The organism is Jatrophihabitans sp. (assembly GCA_036389035.1).
Classification (GTDB): Bacteria; Actinomycetota; Actinomycetes; order Mycobacteriales; family Jatrophihabitantaceae; genus Jatrophihabitans_A.
Window position 1 is genome coordinate 1 of sequence record DASVQQ010000018.1, and the last position, 14741, is coordinate 14741.

The 14741-nt window shown below is 70.2% G+C and carries 13 protein-coding genes; 8 read left to right on the plus strand and 5 right to left on the minus strand.

All coding sequences use genetic code 11. From position 1 onward, the window contains the following. The coding region (locus VF557_12265; GenBank protein HEX8080978.1) for an amidase family protein at nt 1–810 on the plus strand (810 nt) is incomplete at its 5' end. Between the two features lie 27 nt (nt 811–837). On the opposite strand, the gene VF557_12270 is transcribed toward VF557_12265, so the two are convergent. Further along, nucleotides 838–1944, minus strand: a complete 1107-nt coding sequence (locus VF557_12270; GenBank protein HEX8080979.1) for an adenosine deaminase — start codon at nt 1942–1944, stop codon at nt 838–840. Between the two features lie 70 nt (nt 1945–2014). On the opposite strand from VF557_12270, the gene VF557_12275 reads away from it, so the two are divergent. From VF557_12275 to VF557_12285, 3 genes are all read left to right on the plus strand, one after another. After that, nucleotides 2015–3580 carry an aminopeptidase P family protein gene (locus tag VF557_12275; protein ID HEX8080980.1) on the plus strand — a complete coding sequence of 522 codons (1566 nt, stop codon included), beginning with the start codon at nt 2015–2017 and terminating at the stop codon, nt 3578–3580. A 38-nt stretch (nt 3581–3618) separates the two neighbouring features. Then, complete coding sequence (gene arfB, locus VF557_12280; GenBank protein ID HEX8080981.1) at nt 3619–4077, plus strand: alternative ribosome rescue aminoacyl-tRNA hydrolase ArfB; 459 nt, start codon at nt 3619–3621, stop codon at nt 4075–4077. Between the two features lie 124 nt (nt 4078–4201). Beyond that, nucleotides 4202–5050 carry a hypothetical protein gene (locus VF557_12285; protein ID HEX8080982.1) on the plus strand — a complete coding sequence of 283 codons (849 nt, stop codon included), beginning with the start codon at nt 4202–4204 and terminating at the stop codon, nt 5048–5050. A 17-nt stretch (nt 5051–5067) separates the two neighbouring features. Here the strand turns inward: VF557_12285 and VF557_12290 are convergent, their stop codons facing one another. Next, nucleotides 5068–5394, minus strand: a complete 327-nt coding sequence (locus VF557_12290) for a hypothetical protein (GenBank protein HEX8080983.1) — start codon at nt 5392–5394, stop codon at nt 5068–5070. Further along, nucleotides 5391–6353, minus strand: a complete 963-nt coding sequence (gene mca / locus VF557_12295) for a mycothiol conjugate amidase Mca (protein HEX8080984.1) — start codon at nt 6351–6353, stop codon at nt 5391–5393. The genes VF557_12290 and mca overlap by 4 nt, the downstream gene beginning before the upstream one ends. Nucleotides 6354–6591: 238 nt before the next feature. Between mca and greA the strand changes: the two genes are divergently transcribed. From greA to VF557_12310, 3 genes are all read left to right on the plus strand, one after another. Continuing rightward, nucleotides 6592–7092, plus strand: coding sequence for a transcription elongation factor GreA (gene greA, locus VF557_12300; protein ID HEX8080985.1), 501 nt, complete (start codon nt 6592–6594; stop codon nt 7090–7092). 79 nt (nt 7093–7171) lie between these two features. Then, nucleotides 7172–8623 carry a magnesium chelatase gene (locus tag VF557_12305; GenBank protein HEX8080986.1) on the plus strand — a complete coding sequence of 484 codons (1452 nt, stop codon included), beginning with the start codon at nt 7172–7174 and terminating at the stop codon, nt 8621–8623. Between the two features lie 39 nt (nt 8624–8662). Beyond that, the gene (locus VF557_12310; protein ID HEX8080987.1) at nt 8663–10609 is read left to right on the plus strand and encodes a VWA domain-containing protein; all 1947 of its coding nucleotides are present in this window, start codon (nt 8663–8665) and stop codon (nt 10607–10609) included. A gap of 36 nt (nt 10610–10645) precedes the next feature. Here the strand turns inward: VF557_12310 and VF557_12315 are convergent, their stop codons facing one another. After that, nucleotides 10646–11377: an HU family DNA-binding protein gene (locus tag VF557_12315; protein ID HEX8080988.1), complete on the minus strand. Its 732-nt coding sequence runs from the start codon at nt 11375–11377 to the stop codon at nt 10646–10648. A gap of 280 nt (nt 11378–11657) precedes the next feature. On the opposite strand from VF557_12315, the gene VF557_12320 reads away from it, so the two are divergent. After that, entirely contained in the window at nt 11658–12026 is a 369-nt protein-coding gene (locus VF557_12320) for a GNAT family N-acetyltransferase (protein ID HEX8080989.1), read from the plus strand. On the opposite strand, the gene VF557_12325 is transcribed toward VF557_12320, so the two are convergent. Beyond that, nucleotides 12027–14720: a GNAT family N-acetyltransferase gene (locus VF557_12325; protein HEX8080990.1), complete on the minus strand. Its 2694-nt coding sequence runs from the start codon at nt 14718–14720 to the stop codon at nt 12027–12029. It lies immediately after the preceding gene. Nucleotides 14721–14741: the final 21 nt, after the last annotated feature.

The following is a 14741-nucleotide window of genomic DNA, read 5'->3' on the forward strand; positions in this document are numbered from 1 at the left end:
GCCCGGTTGTTCACGGTGCTGGCCGGCGGCTCACCCGCTGGCAGCGTCGAAGGGCCCGACCGCAGCCCCGAGGCGTCAGGCGGCAGCCCCGGCGCGTCAAGCGGCAGCTCCAGCGCTTCAAGCGGCAGCTCCAGCGCGTCAGGCGGCCTGGCCGGACGCCGGCTGGCGCTCTGGCGCCCGGAGGCGATGACCGGGGACGTCGCGGCGGTGTTCGCAGCGGTGGCCGACCTGCTGGCCGGCGCCGGCTGCCAGCTGAGCGAGACCCGGGCGGCGATGTCCGGCCCGTTCGAGGACGCCGAGTTCCAGGCGCTGCTGGCGGAGTTCTCGGTGGAGTTGCCGGCCTACCTGCGCGGCCGTCCCGGTCCGCACCCGCGCGACTGGCCCGGGCTGCTGGCCTTCAACCGGGCTGATGAGAAGGAGCTGTCCCTGTTCTCCGACGAGATCTTCCAGTTCTGCGCGGAGCTGGCCGGCGGCGTGGAGTCCGAGGACTACCAGCGGTTCCGGCGAACGGCTGACGAGGCCAGCGCGCAGGGACTGGCCGACGTGCTCGGGAACTGCGAGTTCGCCCTCGCGCCCACCAACTCCCCGGCCTGGCCGATCGCCTACGGCGCGCAGGAGGACCACGGAATCCTGACGTCCTCGCTGTGCGCGGTGACCGGAGCTCCGTCGGTAAGCCTGCCGGCCGGCGTGGTGGGCGGGCTGCCGGTCGGCGTCAGCGTGCTCGGCCGGCACGGCGAGGACGAGCGGTTGCTGGCCTTCGCGGCCGAGCTGCAGGCGGCGCTGCCAGCGCTGAGCTACCCGCTGGACTGAAGCCGAGCCGCTGAGTCCTGAGCCTGATCAGATGCTGAGCGCGGCGTAGCCGGGCTTGATGGTGCCGTTGATGATCGCCAGCCGCTCGTCGAACGGGATGAAGGAGCTCTTCATGGCGTTGACCGTCAGCCACTGCAGGTCCGACCAGGTGTAGCCGAAGGCCTCGGCCAGCAGGGTCATCTCGCGGGTCATCGAGGTGCCGCTCATCAACCGGTTGTCGGTGTTCACCGTGACCCGGAAGTGCAGCCGTCGCAGCAGCCCGATCGGGTGCTCCTCGATCGAGGACACCGCCCCGGTCTGCAGGTTGGAGGACGGGCACATCTCCAGCGGGATCCGCTTGTCCCGGACGTACTGGGCCAGCCGGCCCATCTCGGCCGAGGTGACCTGCTGCTCCAGGCTCGACCCGGTCGACTTGATGTCGTCGATGATCCGGACGCCGTGCCCGAGCCGGTCTGCGCCGCACCACTGGATGGCCTCCCAGATCGAGGGCAGGCCGAACGCCTCACCGGCGTGGATGGTGAAGTGGAAGTTCTCCCGCCGCAGGTACTCGAAGGCGTCCAGGTGCCGGGTGGGCGGAAACCCTGCCTCGGCGCCGGCGATGTCGAAGCCCACCACGCCCCGGTCCCGGTAGGCCACCGCCAGCTCGGCGATCTCGCGCGAGCGGGCCGCGTGGCGCATCGCGGTCACCAGCGAGCCGATCCTGATGTACTGGCCCTTCTCCGAGGCGGCCTGCATGCCGTGCGCGAACCCCTCCAGGGTCGCGTCCATCACCTCGTCCAGGTTGAGGCCGTCGGTGACGTGCTGCTCCGGGGCCCACCTGACCTCGGCGTAGACCACGCCGTCCTCGGCCAGGTCCTGCGCGCACTCGCTGGCGACCCGGTGCAGGCCCTCACGGGTCTGCATGACCGCGACGGTGTGGTCGAAGGTCTCCAGGTAACGCACCAGCGAACCCGAGTTGGCCGACTCGATGAACCACTGGCCCAGCACCTCGGCATCCATGCTGGGCAACTTCTGGTAACCGATCCCGGCGGCCAGGTCGATGATGGTCTGCGGTCGCAGCCCGCCGTCGAGGTGGTCGTGCAGCAGCACCTTGGGAGCGGTCCGGATGGTCGTGGGATTCAGTTCGGCGGGCATGGCCATACGCTAGTCGCACGGAGGAAACACCGTCGGCCGTGATTGCTCGTCCGGGCCTAGACTCACAGCCATGACCGTTGAGACTTCATCGTCGGCGCCTTCCGAGACCGCCGGGTCGGCCGCTGAGCCCACTCCCGAGACCGCCGCTGACGCGATCGAGGGCTCCAGCTCCCACGACATCCCGCTGTCGGCCGAGCTGGCCAAGACGATGGCCGAGAACTGGGACCCGGCGCCGTTGATGCCGCACCCCGCCAGCCCGACCGGCACGCCGTCGGCAGGCGCGGCCACCTTCGCCCGCAACCGGGCGGCACTGTCGGCGGCGTTCGGCGGCCAGCTGGTGGTCGTCCCCGCCGGAGTGCCCAAGGTCCGGGCCTATGACACCCATTACAGCTTTCGGGCCTGGTCGGGCTTCACCTGGTTGACCGGCGAGACGATCGAGGGGGCAGTGCTGGTGCTCGCCCCGGCCGGCGCCGGCCCGGACTCCGGCCACACCGCGGTGCTGTACCTGCGCGAGTACGAGGGCCCTGGCCAGCCGGGTTACTTCACCAACCGGTTCTACGGCGCGCTCTGGGTGGGCAACGTGCCCACGGTCACCGACACCGCCACGGTGCTCGGCGTCTCGACCCGGCCGCTGTCCGAGCTGGCCCGCGACCTGCAGGTCCACCGCGGCCGGCCGGTGCTGGCTCCGCGCGGGGTCGACCCGAGCGTGGACGCGCTGCTGCCCACTGCCGAGCTGGGCCGGCTCCACGAGGTCATCGACGAGCTCCGGCTCGTCAAGGACGACTGGGAGATCAGCCAGCTGCAGGCCGCCTGCGACGCGACCGCGCGCGGTTTCGCCGACGTGGCGGCCGAGTTGCCCGGCGTGCTGGCCCGCGGCGGGCGTCGCGGCGAGCGCTGGCTCGAGGGCACCTTCTGGCGGCGAGCCCGGTACGAGGGCAACGAGGTCGGTTACAGCTCGATCGTCGGCGCCGGCCAGCACGCCACCACGCTGCACTGGTGGCGAAACGACGGCGACCTGGCCGAGGGCCAGTTGCTGCTGGCCGACATGGGGGTCGAGGTCGACTCGCTGTTCACCGCCGACGTGACCCGCACCCTGCCGGTGAACGGCGCCTGGACCGACACCCAGCGCAAGCTCTACAACGCGGTGCTCGAATCGCAGGAGGCCGGCATCGCCGAGGTCAAGGCCGGAGCGGACTTCCTCGCCGCCAACCGGGCCGCGATGTGGGTGCTGGCCGATCACCTGCACTCCTGGGGGGTGCTGCCGGTGACCGCGGACGTCTCGTGCGCCGCCGACCCCGAGGCGCCGGGCGCGGGCCTGCACCGCCGCTACACGCTGCACGCCGTCAGCCACATGCTCGGCATCGACGTGCACGACTGCGCCCAGGCCAGGGCAGAGCTCAACCGGGACGGCCCGCTCGGCGCCGGCTACGTCCTCACCGTCGAACCCGGCCTGTACTTCCAGCCCAATGACCTGACCGTGCCGGCCGAGTGGCGTGGCATCGGGATCCGGATCGAGGACGACATCCTGGTCACCGACGGGGCTCCGGTGAACCTGTCCGGCGGGCTGCCCCGCCAGCCTGACGAGGTCACCGCCTGGATGCGCGACGTCCAGTCACGCCCGGAGCGGCAGCCCTGACCCGGCCCGCGCCGGCCTAGCGACAACCCGACGACGACGTGGCAGCCTCGGGCGACCTGGTGGTGCCGGCCGGCCGAGGCGTGCCGGGCGGGCTGACGGTTCCCGCGACCGAGCTGACCGAGCGGTTCTCGCGCTCGTCCGGGCCAGGTGGCCAGGGGGTCAACACCACCGACAGCCAGGTCGAGCTGCGCTATGACGTCCTGCGTTCAAGCGCGCTGACCGAGTTGCAGCGGTCCCGGGCCCTGGAACACCTGGCGCCCCGGTTGGTGGACGGCGTGCTGACCATCACCGCGTCCGAGCATCGCTCTCAGCTGCAGAACCGGCTCGCCGCGCGGGCCCGGCTGGTGACCTACCTCAGCCAGGCGCTGATTCCCCCGCCGCCGCCCCGGCGAGCCACCCGGCCCTCCCGCGGCGCCAAGCAACGGCGGCTGGACGTCAAGAAACAACGGAGCCATATCAAGGCCGGCCGGGCCCGGGTGCGGGGACGCGAGGACTGACCCGGCCCAGCCGGGCAGAGGTCTACCGATCGCCGACGCTCGATTTCTGCCACAACGCCAGACACCGCCTCGGCGCCCGTGGGATGCTGCACGCGCGTCCGATTCGGGTTGAAAGGGCTGGTTGATGCGGCAGCACAGTGTTCAGTCCACCCGCGCCCGGCTGCGGCCGCGGGACAGCGAGGAGGACGTGGAGCACTCCGGCGCAGAAGCGCCGGTGATGAGGATGACGCCGGTCGCGGGGCTGGCGGTGGGACGTCCCGCTGTAGAGCCGGGCCAGCCGACGCTCCGGCGCACCCTGGTTGACAACTCCGGCCCCGTGCAGGCGAACATCACCACCGAAGCGCAGTTGCAGAACTATCCGTGGTGGAACTCCCTCACCGACCCCCAACAGACGTATCTGGTGGCACGACTGGACGCCGAGCTCGGCCCGTTCGACCTGCACCAGAGCCTTGCCGGTGTGCCCCGGCGTGCCGTGACCGGCGGCATGGATCTCATCAACCCGCAGAGTTGGCAGTTGATCCAGCAGCTGGTCGACCAGTACGCCGATGTGGTGTGCGCCGACCCGGTGCTGAACGTCCAGCTGACCACGTTCCTGAAGCAGAAGAAGGGTCTGGACTTCAGCAATGTGCGCCAGCTGCTTCAGAACGCGGCTCCCGCCGCTCGCAACGCTGACATCTTCATCATCCACCCCGGGCCCTGGATCTATACGGCCAACACCTTGCACCACGATCTGCGGGCCGTCATGACTCCGGGATGTGTGGCCTACGTCCTCACCGACAACGAGAACAGCAGCGGCCAGGCGGCCACTCTGGTCCAGGGTCTCGCCCAACTGGGTGGCTTCACCGTGACGGTCCAGGACCTCGTGCCCGACCCGGAGGGGATGGTGGACCTGGCGACCGGGCCCCAGAACGGCGCGCTCAAGATCAAGCCGTATCACCAGGGTGGGTTCAAACTGATCCGCATCGCCGCCTGAGACCAGCGCGACAACCGTCAGGCAGGCCGCCCGGGCCGCGGTGGCTCAGGTTGGTCGGACGGGCTCGGCGAGGGCGATGCGGCCGGAACGTCCTGGCCTGCGGTGTCGTTGCCAGTGGCGTTCGAAGAGCCCGTGCTGGCAGCGGCGTTGGTCATCCCGTTCGCGCCCCCGCCGTCCGTGCCGGCGCCGTATCCGGGGAACCGCTCCGGCAGCCGGCGGAGCCGGCTCGACATCGAGCGGTACAGCAGGTACACCGCGACGATCAGCAGCAGCATCACGAACAGCCCGATCGGGCTGCCCTTGCCGGTGTCCGAGGCGGCCAGCACCGCCGTGCCGGGGCTCATGTGACGCGCGCCTTCTCCCGAATGCCGGCGAACAGGTCGTCCTCCGGGATCTCGGTGTCCACCAGCGAGCGGGCCAGCTCGAACTGCTCCCACGGAAAGACCTCGCGCTGGACGTCCAGCGGCACCTTGAAGAACCAGCCCTGCGGATCGACCTGGGTGGCGTGCGCCAGCAACGCGGCGTCCCGGCGGTCGAAGTGGTCGGCGCAGTAGACGCTGGTGGTCACCTTCGGCGCTCGCATGCTGGCCGCCCGCTCCTCCCAGTTCGCCAGCCATTCCTGGTAGGGCGACTCGATGCCGCGCTCGACCAGCGCGTTGTGGAAGGCCTCCACCCGCTCGCGGGTGAACGTGACGTCGTAGTACAGCTTGAGCGGCTGCCAGGGCTCTCCGGCGTCGGGGAACGCCTCGGGGTCACCGGCCGCCTCGAAGGCCGCCACCGAGATCTCATGGCAGCGGATGTGGTCGGGGTGCGGGTAGCCGCCGTTCTCGTTGTAGGTGGTCACCACGTGCGGCCGGAACCGGCGGATGACCTCGACCAGCGCCCGGGTGGGTTCTTCCAGCGGCACCACGGCGAAGCAGCCCTCAGGCAGCGGGGGCAGGGGGTCGCCTTCGGGCAGGCCGGAGTCCACGAAACCCAGCCAGTGATGCTGGAAGCCCAGCACCCGCTGGGCTTGGGCCATCTCGGCCTGGCGGATCTCGCGGATGTTCTCCTCGATCTCGGGGCGGCCCTTGAGCGCGGGGTTGAGCACGTCGCCACGCTCACCGCCGGTGCAGCTGACCACCAGCACCCCGGCGCCTTCGTCGACGTAGCGGGCCATGGTGGCCGCGCCCTTGCTCGACTCGTCGTCAGGGTGCGCGTGCACGCACATCAGCCGTAGCTGCTCCCCCGAGTCGGCAATGGCCGCCTCGGAGGCCGCGTCGCCAGCTGAGTTCGGCCCGGTGGCTGACGGTCCTGGTATCACGGGAGGATCACGGTAAACAGAAGTATCGGGCACCCTGCCATTGTTCCCGATGAGCCTGAGGACCCCCACTCTCGGGGGGTTGGGCAGCACTGGGAGCCGCCGAGCGGGGGCGCTGGCGCGTCGGCGGTCGATTTCGCGGAACCCCGGGCGCCGGTGTTACGTTCTAGAACTTCAGGCAAAACCGCCCGCACCTTGGACCGGCGCCACTCTGGCCGGCGCAGCATTTGGGAGTCACACCGTGAGCACCGATACCTCCTCGACCAGCTGGCTTACCCAAGAAGCCTATGACCGCCTGTCGAAGGAGCTCCAGGACCTGATCTCCAACCGGCCGGCGATGGCCCAGGAGATCAACGCCCGCCGTGAAGAGGGCGATCTGAAGGAGAACGGCGGCTACCACGCGGCTCGTGAGGAACAGGGCAAGCAGGAGGGCCGGATCCTGCAGCTCACCAAGTTGCTGCGCGAGGCCAAGGTCGGCGAGGCGCCCACCAGCGAAGGCACCGCCGGCCCGGGCATGGTGGTCACCGTCCGGTTCGGCGACGTCGGCGACGACGAGGTCGAGACGTTCCTGATCGGCTCCCGCGAGGAGGCCGGCACCACCGACCTGGACGTGTACTCCTCCGCCTCACCGCTGGGTCAGGCGCTGACCGGCGCCAAGGAGGGCGACGAGGTGTCCTACTCCACGCCCACCGGCAAGACGCTGACGGTGACCCTGCTGACCGCCAAGCCCTACCGCGGCTGACCGCGAACCGGGCGCGGCCGACCGGGAACCGGGCGCGGCCGACGTAGCCGAAACCTGGTTGGCGACGTAGCGTCGAACGGTGACTACAGCACCGGAGACCACCACCCTGGGTGAGCTGCGCGCCTCCGGGCACGTGCACCGGGTCGTCAAGGCCGAGATCCGGCAGAACCTCATCGCCCGGTTGGCGGCCGGCTTGCCGAGCCTGCCGGGGATCGTGGGCTTCGACGACACGGTGGTGCCCGAGGTCGAGCGCGCGCTGCTGGCCGGCCACGACCTGGTGCTGCTGGGCGAGCGCGGCCAGGGCAAGACCCGGCTGATCCGGACGTTGACCGGGCTGCTCGACGAGTGGACGCCGGTGATCGCCGGCTCGGAGCTCAACGAGCACCCCTACGCCCCGATCACCCCGGCCTCCCGCCGGCTGGCGGCCACGCTCGGCGACGAGCTGCCGGTCACCTGGAAGCACCGCAGCGAGCGCTACGGCGAGAAGCTGGCGACCCCGGACACCTCGGTCGGTGACCTGATCGGCGACGTCGACCCGATCAAGGTGGCCGAGGGCCGCTCGCTCGGTGACCCCGAGACGGTGCATTACGGCCTGGTGCCGCGCACCAACCGCGGCATCTTCGCGGTGAACGAGCTGCCCGACCTGGCCGAGCGAATCCAGGTCGCGATGCTCAACGTGCTCGAAGAGCGTGACATCCAGGTGCGCGGCTACCAGTTGCGGCTGCCGTTGGACCTGTTGCTGGTCGCCAGCGCCAACCCCGAGGACTACACCAACCGCGGCCGCATCATCACCCCGCTCAAGGACCGCTTCGGCGCCGAGATCCGTACCCACTACCCCATCGACCTCGGCGACGAGCTACAGCTGATCGCCCAGGAAGCCGCGGTGCTCTGGGAGGACGGCGACCAGCACGGCGGCGAGGCCACCTCCCACGGCGCCCCGCTGGTCCCCTCGCACCTGCTGGAGGTGGTGGCCCGGTTCGCCCGCAACGTCCGCGACGCCCCGCAGGTCGATCAGCGCTCCGGGGTCTCGGCCCGGTTCGCGATCGCCGCGGTCGAGACGGTGGCCGCCTCAGCCGTCCGGCGGGCGGCTATCAACGGCGAACCGGTCGCGGTCGCCCGGATCTCGGACCTGCCGGCGATCGTGCCGGCCTCCCGCGGCAAGGTCGAGTTCGAGGACACCGACGAGGGACGCGAGTTCGAGGTGCTGGAGCACCTGCTGCGCAGGGCCATCGCCGAGACCGGCCGGGCCAGGCTGGCCGGACTGGACCTGCGGCCGCTGCAGCAGAAGTTCGACTCCGGACTGCTGGTGGAGTCCGGCGACACCGTGTCGGCGGACAAGCTGCTGGAACAGCTGGGCACCATCCCCGGGCTGGCGGCGCTGCTTGAGCGGCTCGAGCCCGACAGTGTGCACGAAGGGCCGGCCACCGTCGGAATCGCCGCCGCGGCCGTCGAATTCGCCCTGGAAGGGCTGTACCTGAACAAGCGGCTGGCCAAGGAATCGGCCGGCAACCGCACCGTGTACGGCGCATGAGCGAGTAACCGACATGAGCGAGCATCGAGTGAGCGCCCCATGAGCATCCGCTACGGCGCCTGGCACGGCGGCGCCGATCCGCTGGAACCGCCCTATGACATCCGCCAGGCGCTGGACGAGATCGGCGAGGACGTCCTGGCCGGGATGTCGCCGCGGACGGCGCTGAGCCGGCTGATGCGCTCCGGGGTGGACGGCCGCAGCGGGCTGGACGCGCTGCGCCAACGGGCTCGCAACCAGGCACGGAAGCTGCGTAACTCCGGCCGGTTGGACGGCACCCTGAACAAGGTGCGCCAGCTGCTGGACCAGGCGCTGGAAAGCGAACGCGCCGCGTTGTTCCCGGACCCGTCGGACTCGGCGCGGCTGGCCGAGAGCGAGTTGGACGCGCTGCCCGCCGACACCTCCCGTGCCGTCCGGGAGCTGGCGGACTACCAGTGGCGCTCGCCGGAGGCCGCAGCCGCCTACCAGCAGATCTCAGACCTGCTGCGCTCGGAGGTGCTCGACGCGCAGTTCGCCGGGCTGCGCGACGCCCTGGCCAATCCCGACCCTCGTGCCATGGAGCAGATTCGGCGGATGCTCGCCGACCTCAACGAGCTGCTGGACGCCGACGCCCGCGGTGAGCACACCGACGCCGACTTCGCCGAGTTCATGGCCAAGCACGGGCAATTCTTCCCCGACAACCCGGCCAACCTTGCCGAACTCGTCGATTCCCTCGCCCGGCGGGCAGCGGCCGCCGAGCGGCTGATGAACTCCCTCACCGCGCAGCAGCGCGCCGAACTCAGCTCGCTGATGGACCAGGCCCTGAGCCAGGCAGATCTCGGCGACCAGCTCAGCCGGCTTCAGCAGTCGCTGCGGGCGGCCCGTCCGGACCTGCCGTGGGGTGGCTCGGAGCGCATGTCGGGCGAGCAGCAGCTCGGCTACTCCGACGGCACCCAGGCACTGGCCGAGCTGGCCGACCTCGACGAGCTGGCCGAACTCGCCGGGCAGGACTACCCCGGCGCCAGCCTGGCCGACATCGATGAGGAGCTGGTGGAGCGAGCGCTGGGTCAGCAGGCGGTCGAGGATCTCGACCAGTTGCGCCGGATCGAGCGTGAGCTGCAGCGGCAAGGTTACCTCGAACAGGGTGGCCGCGGCCTGGAACTCAGCCCGCGGGCGTTGCGCAGGCTCGGTAGCACCGCGCTGCGCAAGGTGTTCGCCGCGCTGGAGTCAGGTGGGCGCGGTGACCACGACGTGCGCGACGCCGGCGCTGCCGGTGAGATAACCGGGGCCAGCCGGGAATGGCGCTTCGGCGACGAGCAACCGCTGGACGTGGCGCGCACCGTGCGCAACGCGGTGCTGCGCTCGGGCCCGGGCCGGGTGCGGTTGAGCGCCGAGGACTTCGAGGTGGTCGAGACCGAGCGCCGATCCTCGGCCGCGGTGGCGTTGCTGGTGGACATGTCGTACTCGATGGAGCTGCGCGGCACCTGGGGCGAGGCCAAGACCACCGCCCTGGCTCTGCACGCGCTGGTCAGCACGAAGTACCCGCAGGACGCCATCGAGATCATCGGATTCTCTGACTACGCCCGCACCATGACCCCCCGCGACCTGGTCAATCACGACTGGGAGCGGGTCTATGGCACCAACCTGCAGCACGCGCTGATGCTGGCTCGCCGGCACCTGGACAAGCATCGTGAGGCTGAGCCGGTGATCCTGGTGATCACTGACGGCGAGCCCACCGCGCACCTGGCCGCCGACGGCTACTCCGATTTCTGCTGGCCGCCGTCGAGTGACACCATCGCCGCGACCGTGGCCGAGGTCCAGCGCTGCACCAGGCGCGGCGCCACCATCAACATCTTCATGCTCGATGACGAGCCCCGGCTGGTCGACTTCATGCAAGAAGTGGGCCGCCGCAACGGCGGACGGGTCTTCCTGCCGAAGTCCGGCGCGCTCGGCGAGTACGTAGTGGCCGACTATCTCAAGGCGCGCAACGGACGGCGCCGGGCCGGTTGAAACGTGGTGTCTCGGCATCGCCGAGCCACCACCGTTTCAGCGAGCGTTCTTTGCCGGAGCCTTGCGGGCGGTGGTCTTCTTCGCCGGAGCGGCCTTAGCGGTGCTCTTGGCCGCGGTCGTCTTGGCCGCGCTGGTCTTGGCCGGAGCGGCCTTGGTCGCCGTGGACTTGGCCGCCGTGGACTTGGCGGCGGTCTTGGCCGGCGCCTTGGTGGCCAGGGTCTTGGCCGCGGTCGTCTTGGCCGCGCTGGTCTTGGCCGGAGCCTTGGTGGCCAGGGTCTTGGCCGCGGTGGTCTTGGCCGTGGACTTGGCCGCCGTGGACTTGGCCGCGGTGGTCTTGGCAGCGGTGCTCTTGACAGTGGCGCCCGCCTTGGTCGCCGTGGCCCTGGCCGGCTTCACCGGAGTCGCCTTGGCCGCGCCGGACTTGGCGGCGGACTTGACGGCCGGTGCGACCTTGGCGGCGACCTTCTTGGCCGGAGCCTTGGCCACCTTGCGGCGACCGGCGATGATCTCCTTGAATTCGGTACCCGGGCGGAAGGCTGGAACCGAGGTCTTCTTGACCCGAACCTTGGCCCCGGTGGCCGGGTTACGCCCGATCCGGGCCGCCCGGTCACGCTTCTCGAAAGCGCCGAAACCGGTGAGGATCACCTTCTCGCCCTTGACGACGTTGGCATAGACCTCGTCGGTGATCGCATCCAGAATGGCTGCGGTGGACTTGTGGTCTGCATTCAGTCGAGCCGCGACGGCGTCGATGAATTGGGTCTTGTTCAAGCTCGTCCCTCCCAATGTGTTGTCATTCCAGCGGAAAGTGTGACACCAATTGATCATCAATGTGAAATCTTGGCTCGATTCGTTCTCGCGAGTCTTTTCCGGCCCTCGACGGCCCCTGCTACGCTCAGCGGCGATTTACCATGTGGAATAGGCATATTCATCGCCTGACAGCTAACCTGACCTGGTGAAAACATCTTTGTCGGTTCGGCGGATTCAGGCCACTGAAAGCAGTGAGTTGCGCCGATCGGTGCTGCGGCCGGGCTGGTCACAGGGTGCGGAGATGCCCGGTGAGGACCAACCCGGGGTCGTGCACCTTGGCGCCTATGACGGAGAAGAGCTTCTCAGCGCTTGCCTGATCTTTCCCGAACCGTGTCCCTGGCTACCCGGTGAGCACGCCTGGCGGCTGCGCGGGATGGCCACCGATCCACAGCGGCGGGGCACCGGTGCGGGTACCGCCATCGTGCGTGAGGCGAGCCGAATCGCCATCGCCGACGGGGCCACCGTTCTGTGGTGCCTGGCCCGCGAGACAGCGGTCGGTTTTTATCGCCGCCATGGTTGGACAACTTTCCAAACAGTGTTCGACACCGACCTGGGACCGCACCAGCGAATGTGGCTGCGACTGGGTCCGACAAGCGATCCGACGCCCTGATCACAGACCGCGCAACCGGCGGGCGCCGACGTCGTTTCGCGTGATCGGCGGGGCGATCCGCACCCGGGCGACGAGCACGTGCGCGCCGGCGGCGGCCGCGACCATCGGCTCCAGCGCGCACTCGACCACTTCGGGTAGCTCATCAGCCAGCCGGGAAAGCCGCAACGCCACCTCGGTCAGGGCCGGGATGTCAGCCGGTTCGCCGCCCCCGTAACCGGTCAGCAGCGGAAACGCCTTGGGGCCCCTGATCAAATCGGCGGCATCGAGAGGGGTCAGCGGCACGACGGCATAGGCCCGGTCATTGAGCAGGTCGGTGGCCAGCCCGCCGACTCCGAAGGACATCAGCGATCCGAAGGACCGGTCGTCGTGCACTCGCAGCACCGTGTCGACGCCCCGGGACGCCATCCGCTGCACGATCACCTCGGCATGCTCGGCAAGACCGAGTGAAAGCCATGCCTCGTCGATGTCAGAAGGGCCGCGCAGGTGCAACCGGACCGCGCCCGGCGCCTTCAGCGCGACCGGCCAGCCGAGCCGCTCAGCCGCTCGCACCGCGGCCGCGACGCTGTCGGCCGGCTCGGCGGCAACCACGTCGATGCCATAGGCGCCAAGCAATGTCCGGGCCTCGGCCGGCTCCAACCACCGTCCGGCCGGCTCGGCTGCCAACAACCGGGCGACGAACTCGCGGGCCGCGACGGCGTCCACCTCGGCGAGTTCCGGCGGCGGGCCGGCGTCACGCCCGCGCCAGCGGGCATAACGCGTCACGTGCGCCAGGGCGGTGACAGCGCGCTCAGGCGATGAGTAGGACGGGATCGAACCGCGCATCGGCGCCAGCGGGCCGGGAGCCGCCAGCGCCGTCAGCACACCGTCAAAGCCCAGAAAGGTCGACAGCACCGGTTTCTGCTGCCCGGCAACGGCGTTGCGCATCTCCTCGGCCACCGCGATCTCCTGGCCCCGGTGCACCGGCGGGACGAAGATGGTGACCACCGCGTCGACATCCGGCGCCGCAAGCGCTTCCCGCAACGCGATCCCGAAGTCAGCGGCGCTGGCGTCGACGCCGACGTCGACCAACCGGGCCAGGCCCATCCCGGCGGTGGCCAGCGCGTCGAGCACCAGCACCCCCAGCGCGGTGGAATGGCCCACCACGGCAACCCTGTTTCCTTCGGGCAGCGGTTGGGTGACCAGCAGCAGGGCGACGTCGAAGAGCTCGGCCAAGGTCTCGGTGCGGATCACCCCCGATGCCTCGAACAACGCCTGGACGCTGGCTTCGGGCACCTCTACCGAGGTGTGCTGAAGGCCTGCGACCATGGAGCCGCGACCGCTTTTGACGGCCACGATGGGCTTGTGCCGCGCGAACCGGCGAGCGATCCTGGCGAACTTGCGAGGGTTGCCGAAGCTTTCCAGGTACAGCAGGGCGATCTCGGTCGCCGGGTCGGCTTCCCAGTACTGCAGCAGGTCGTTGCCCGACACGTCGGCCCGGTTGCCCGCCGAGACGAAGCTCGAGACCCCCAGCCCGCGCCGCGCCGCCTCGCCGAGCACCGCGACTCCCAGAGCCCCGGACTGGCAGAAGAAACCGACCCGGCCGGGTAGCGGCGCGACCGGCGCCAACGACGCGTTCAGCGCCACCCTCGAATCGGTGTTGAGCAGTCCCAGGCAGTTCGGCCCGACGACCCGCATGCCGTGCGCGCGGGCCTCGGACACCAGTTCGCGTTGCGCCCGGGCGCCGTCGGCGCGGGCCTCATCCGTGCCGGACTCGCCGAAACCGGCAGACATCACCACCAGCCCGCGCACCCCGCGGGCGCCGCACTGCCTCACCACCTCGCCCACCTCAGCGGCCGGAATGGCCAGCACCGCCAGATCCACCTCGCCCGGAACGTCGGCGATGCTGGGGTAGGCCAGGGTCGAACTGACCGAACGTGCCGCTGGATTCACCGGATAGATCGGTCCGGTGAAGCCCGAACGCTGCAGGTTGCGCACCACCAGATGGCCGATCTTGGCCGGGTCGGCACTGGCCCCGATCACCGCCACCGAGCGCGGGTACAGCAGCCGGCGGACCGAGCTGGCATCGGCCCGCAGCTCGCGCTCGCGAATCACCTTCTCGGTCAACTCGGTGGCGGCGATGTCGAACTCGAGGGTCACCTCGTTGCCCTCGAGGTGGCGGGACGGCTGGTACCCGGCGTCGAGGAACACCCGCATCATGGCGGTGTTCTCGGCCAGCACCAGCGCCTCGAACCGGGTGATGCCCAGCTCGCGGGCGATCTCGGCCAGATGTTCCAGCAGCACCGAGCCGATCCCCCGGCCCTGATGGGCATCGGCGACCACGAACGCGACCTCGGCGCGCTGGCCGGGCGTGGCCGGGTCAGCACCCGGCAGCCGGTCGAAACGCCCGACAGCGACGACCTCACGGCCGAGCCAGGCCGCCAGCGCCACCCGGTCGACGTGGTCGACGTGGGTGAACCGGATCAGGTCCCGTCGCGGGATCGTGGGATAGGCCGAGAAGTAGCGCAGATAGCGGGTGCGAATCGACAGCCCGGCGTGAAAGGCCACCAGCGCCTCGGCATCCGCGGGAGTCAGCGGGCGCAGGTGCAAGGTGCCGCCGTCGGCGACCACCACGTCGGCTTCCCAGGCCGGCGGGTAGTCGCCCCACTCGGTCACCCGGCCCTGCGAGTCGGTCACCCGACGCGGCGGGTCAGTCACGGGGATCCTCCGGGTCAGTCA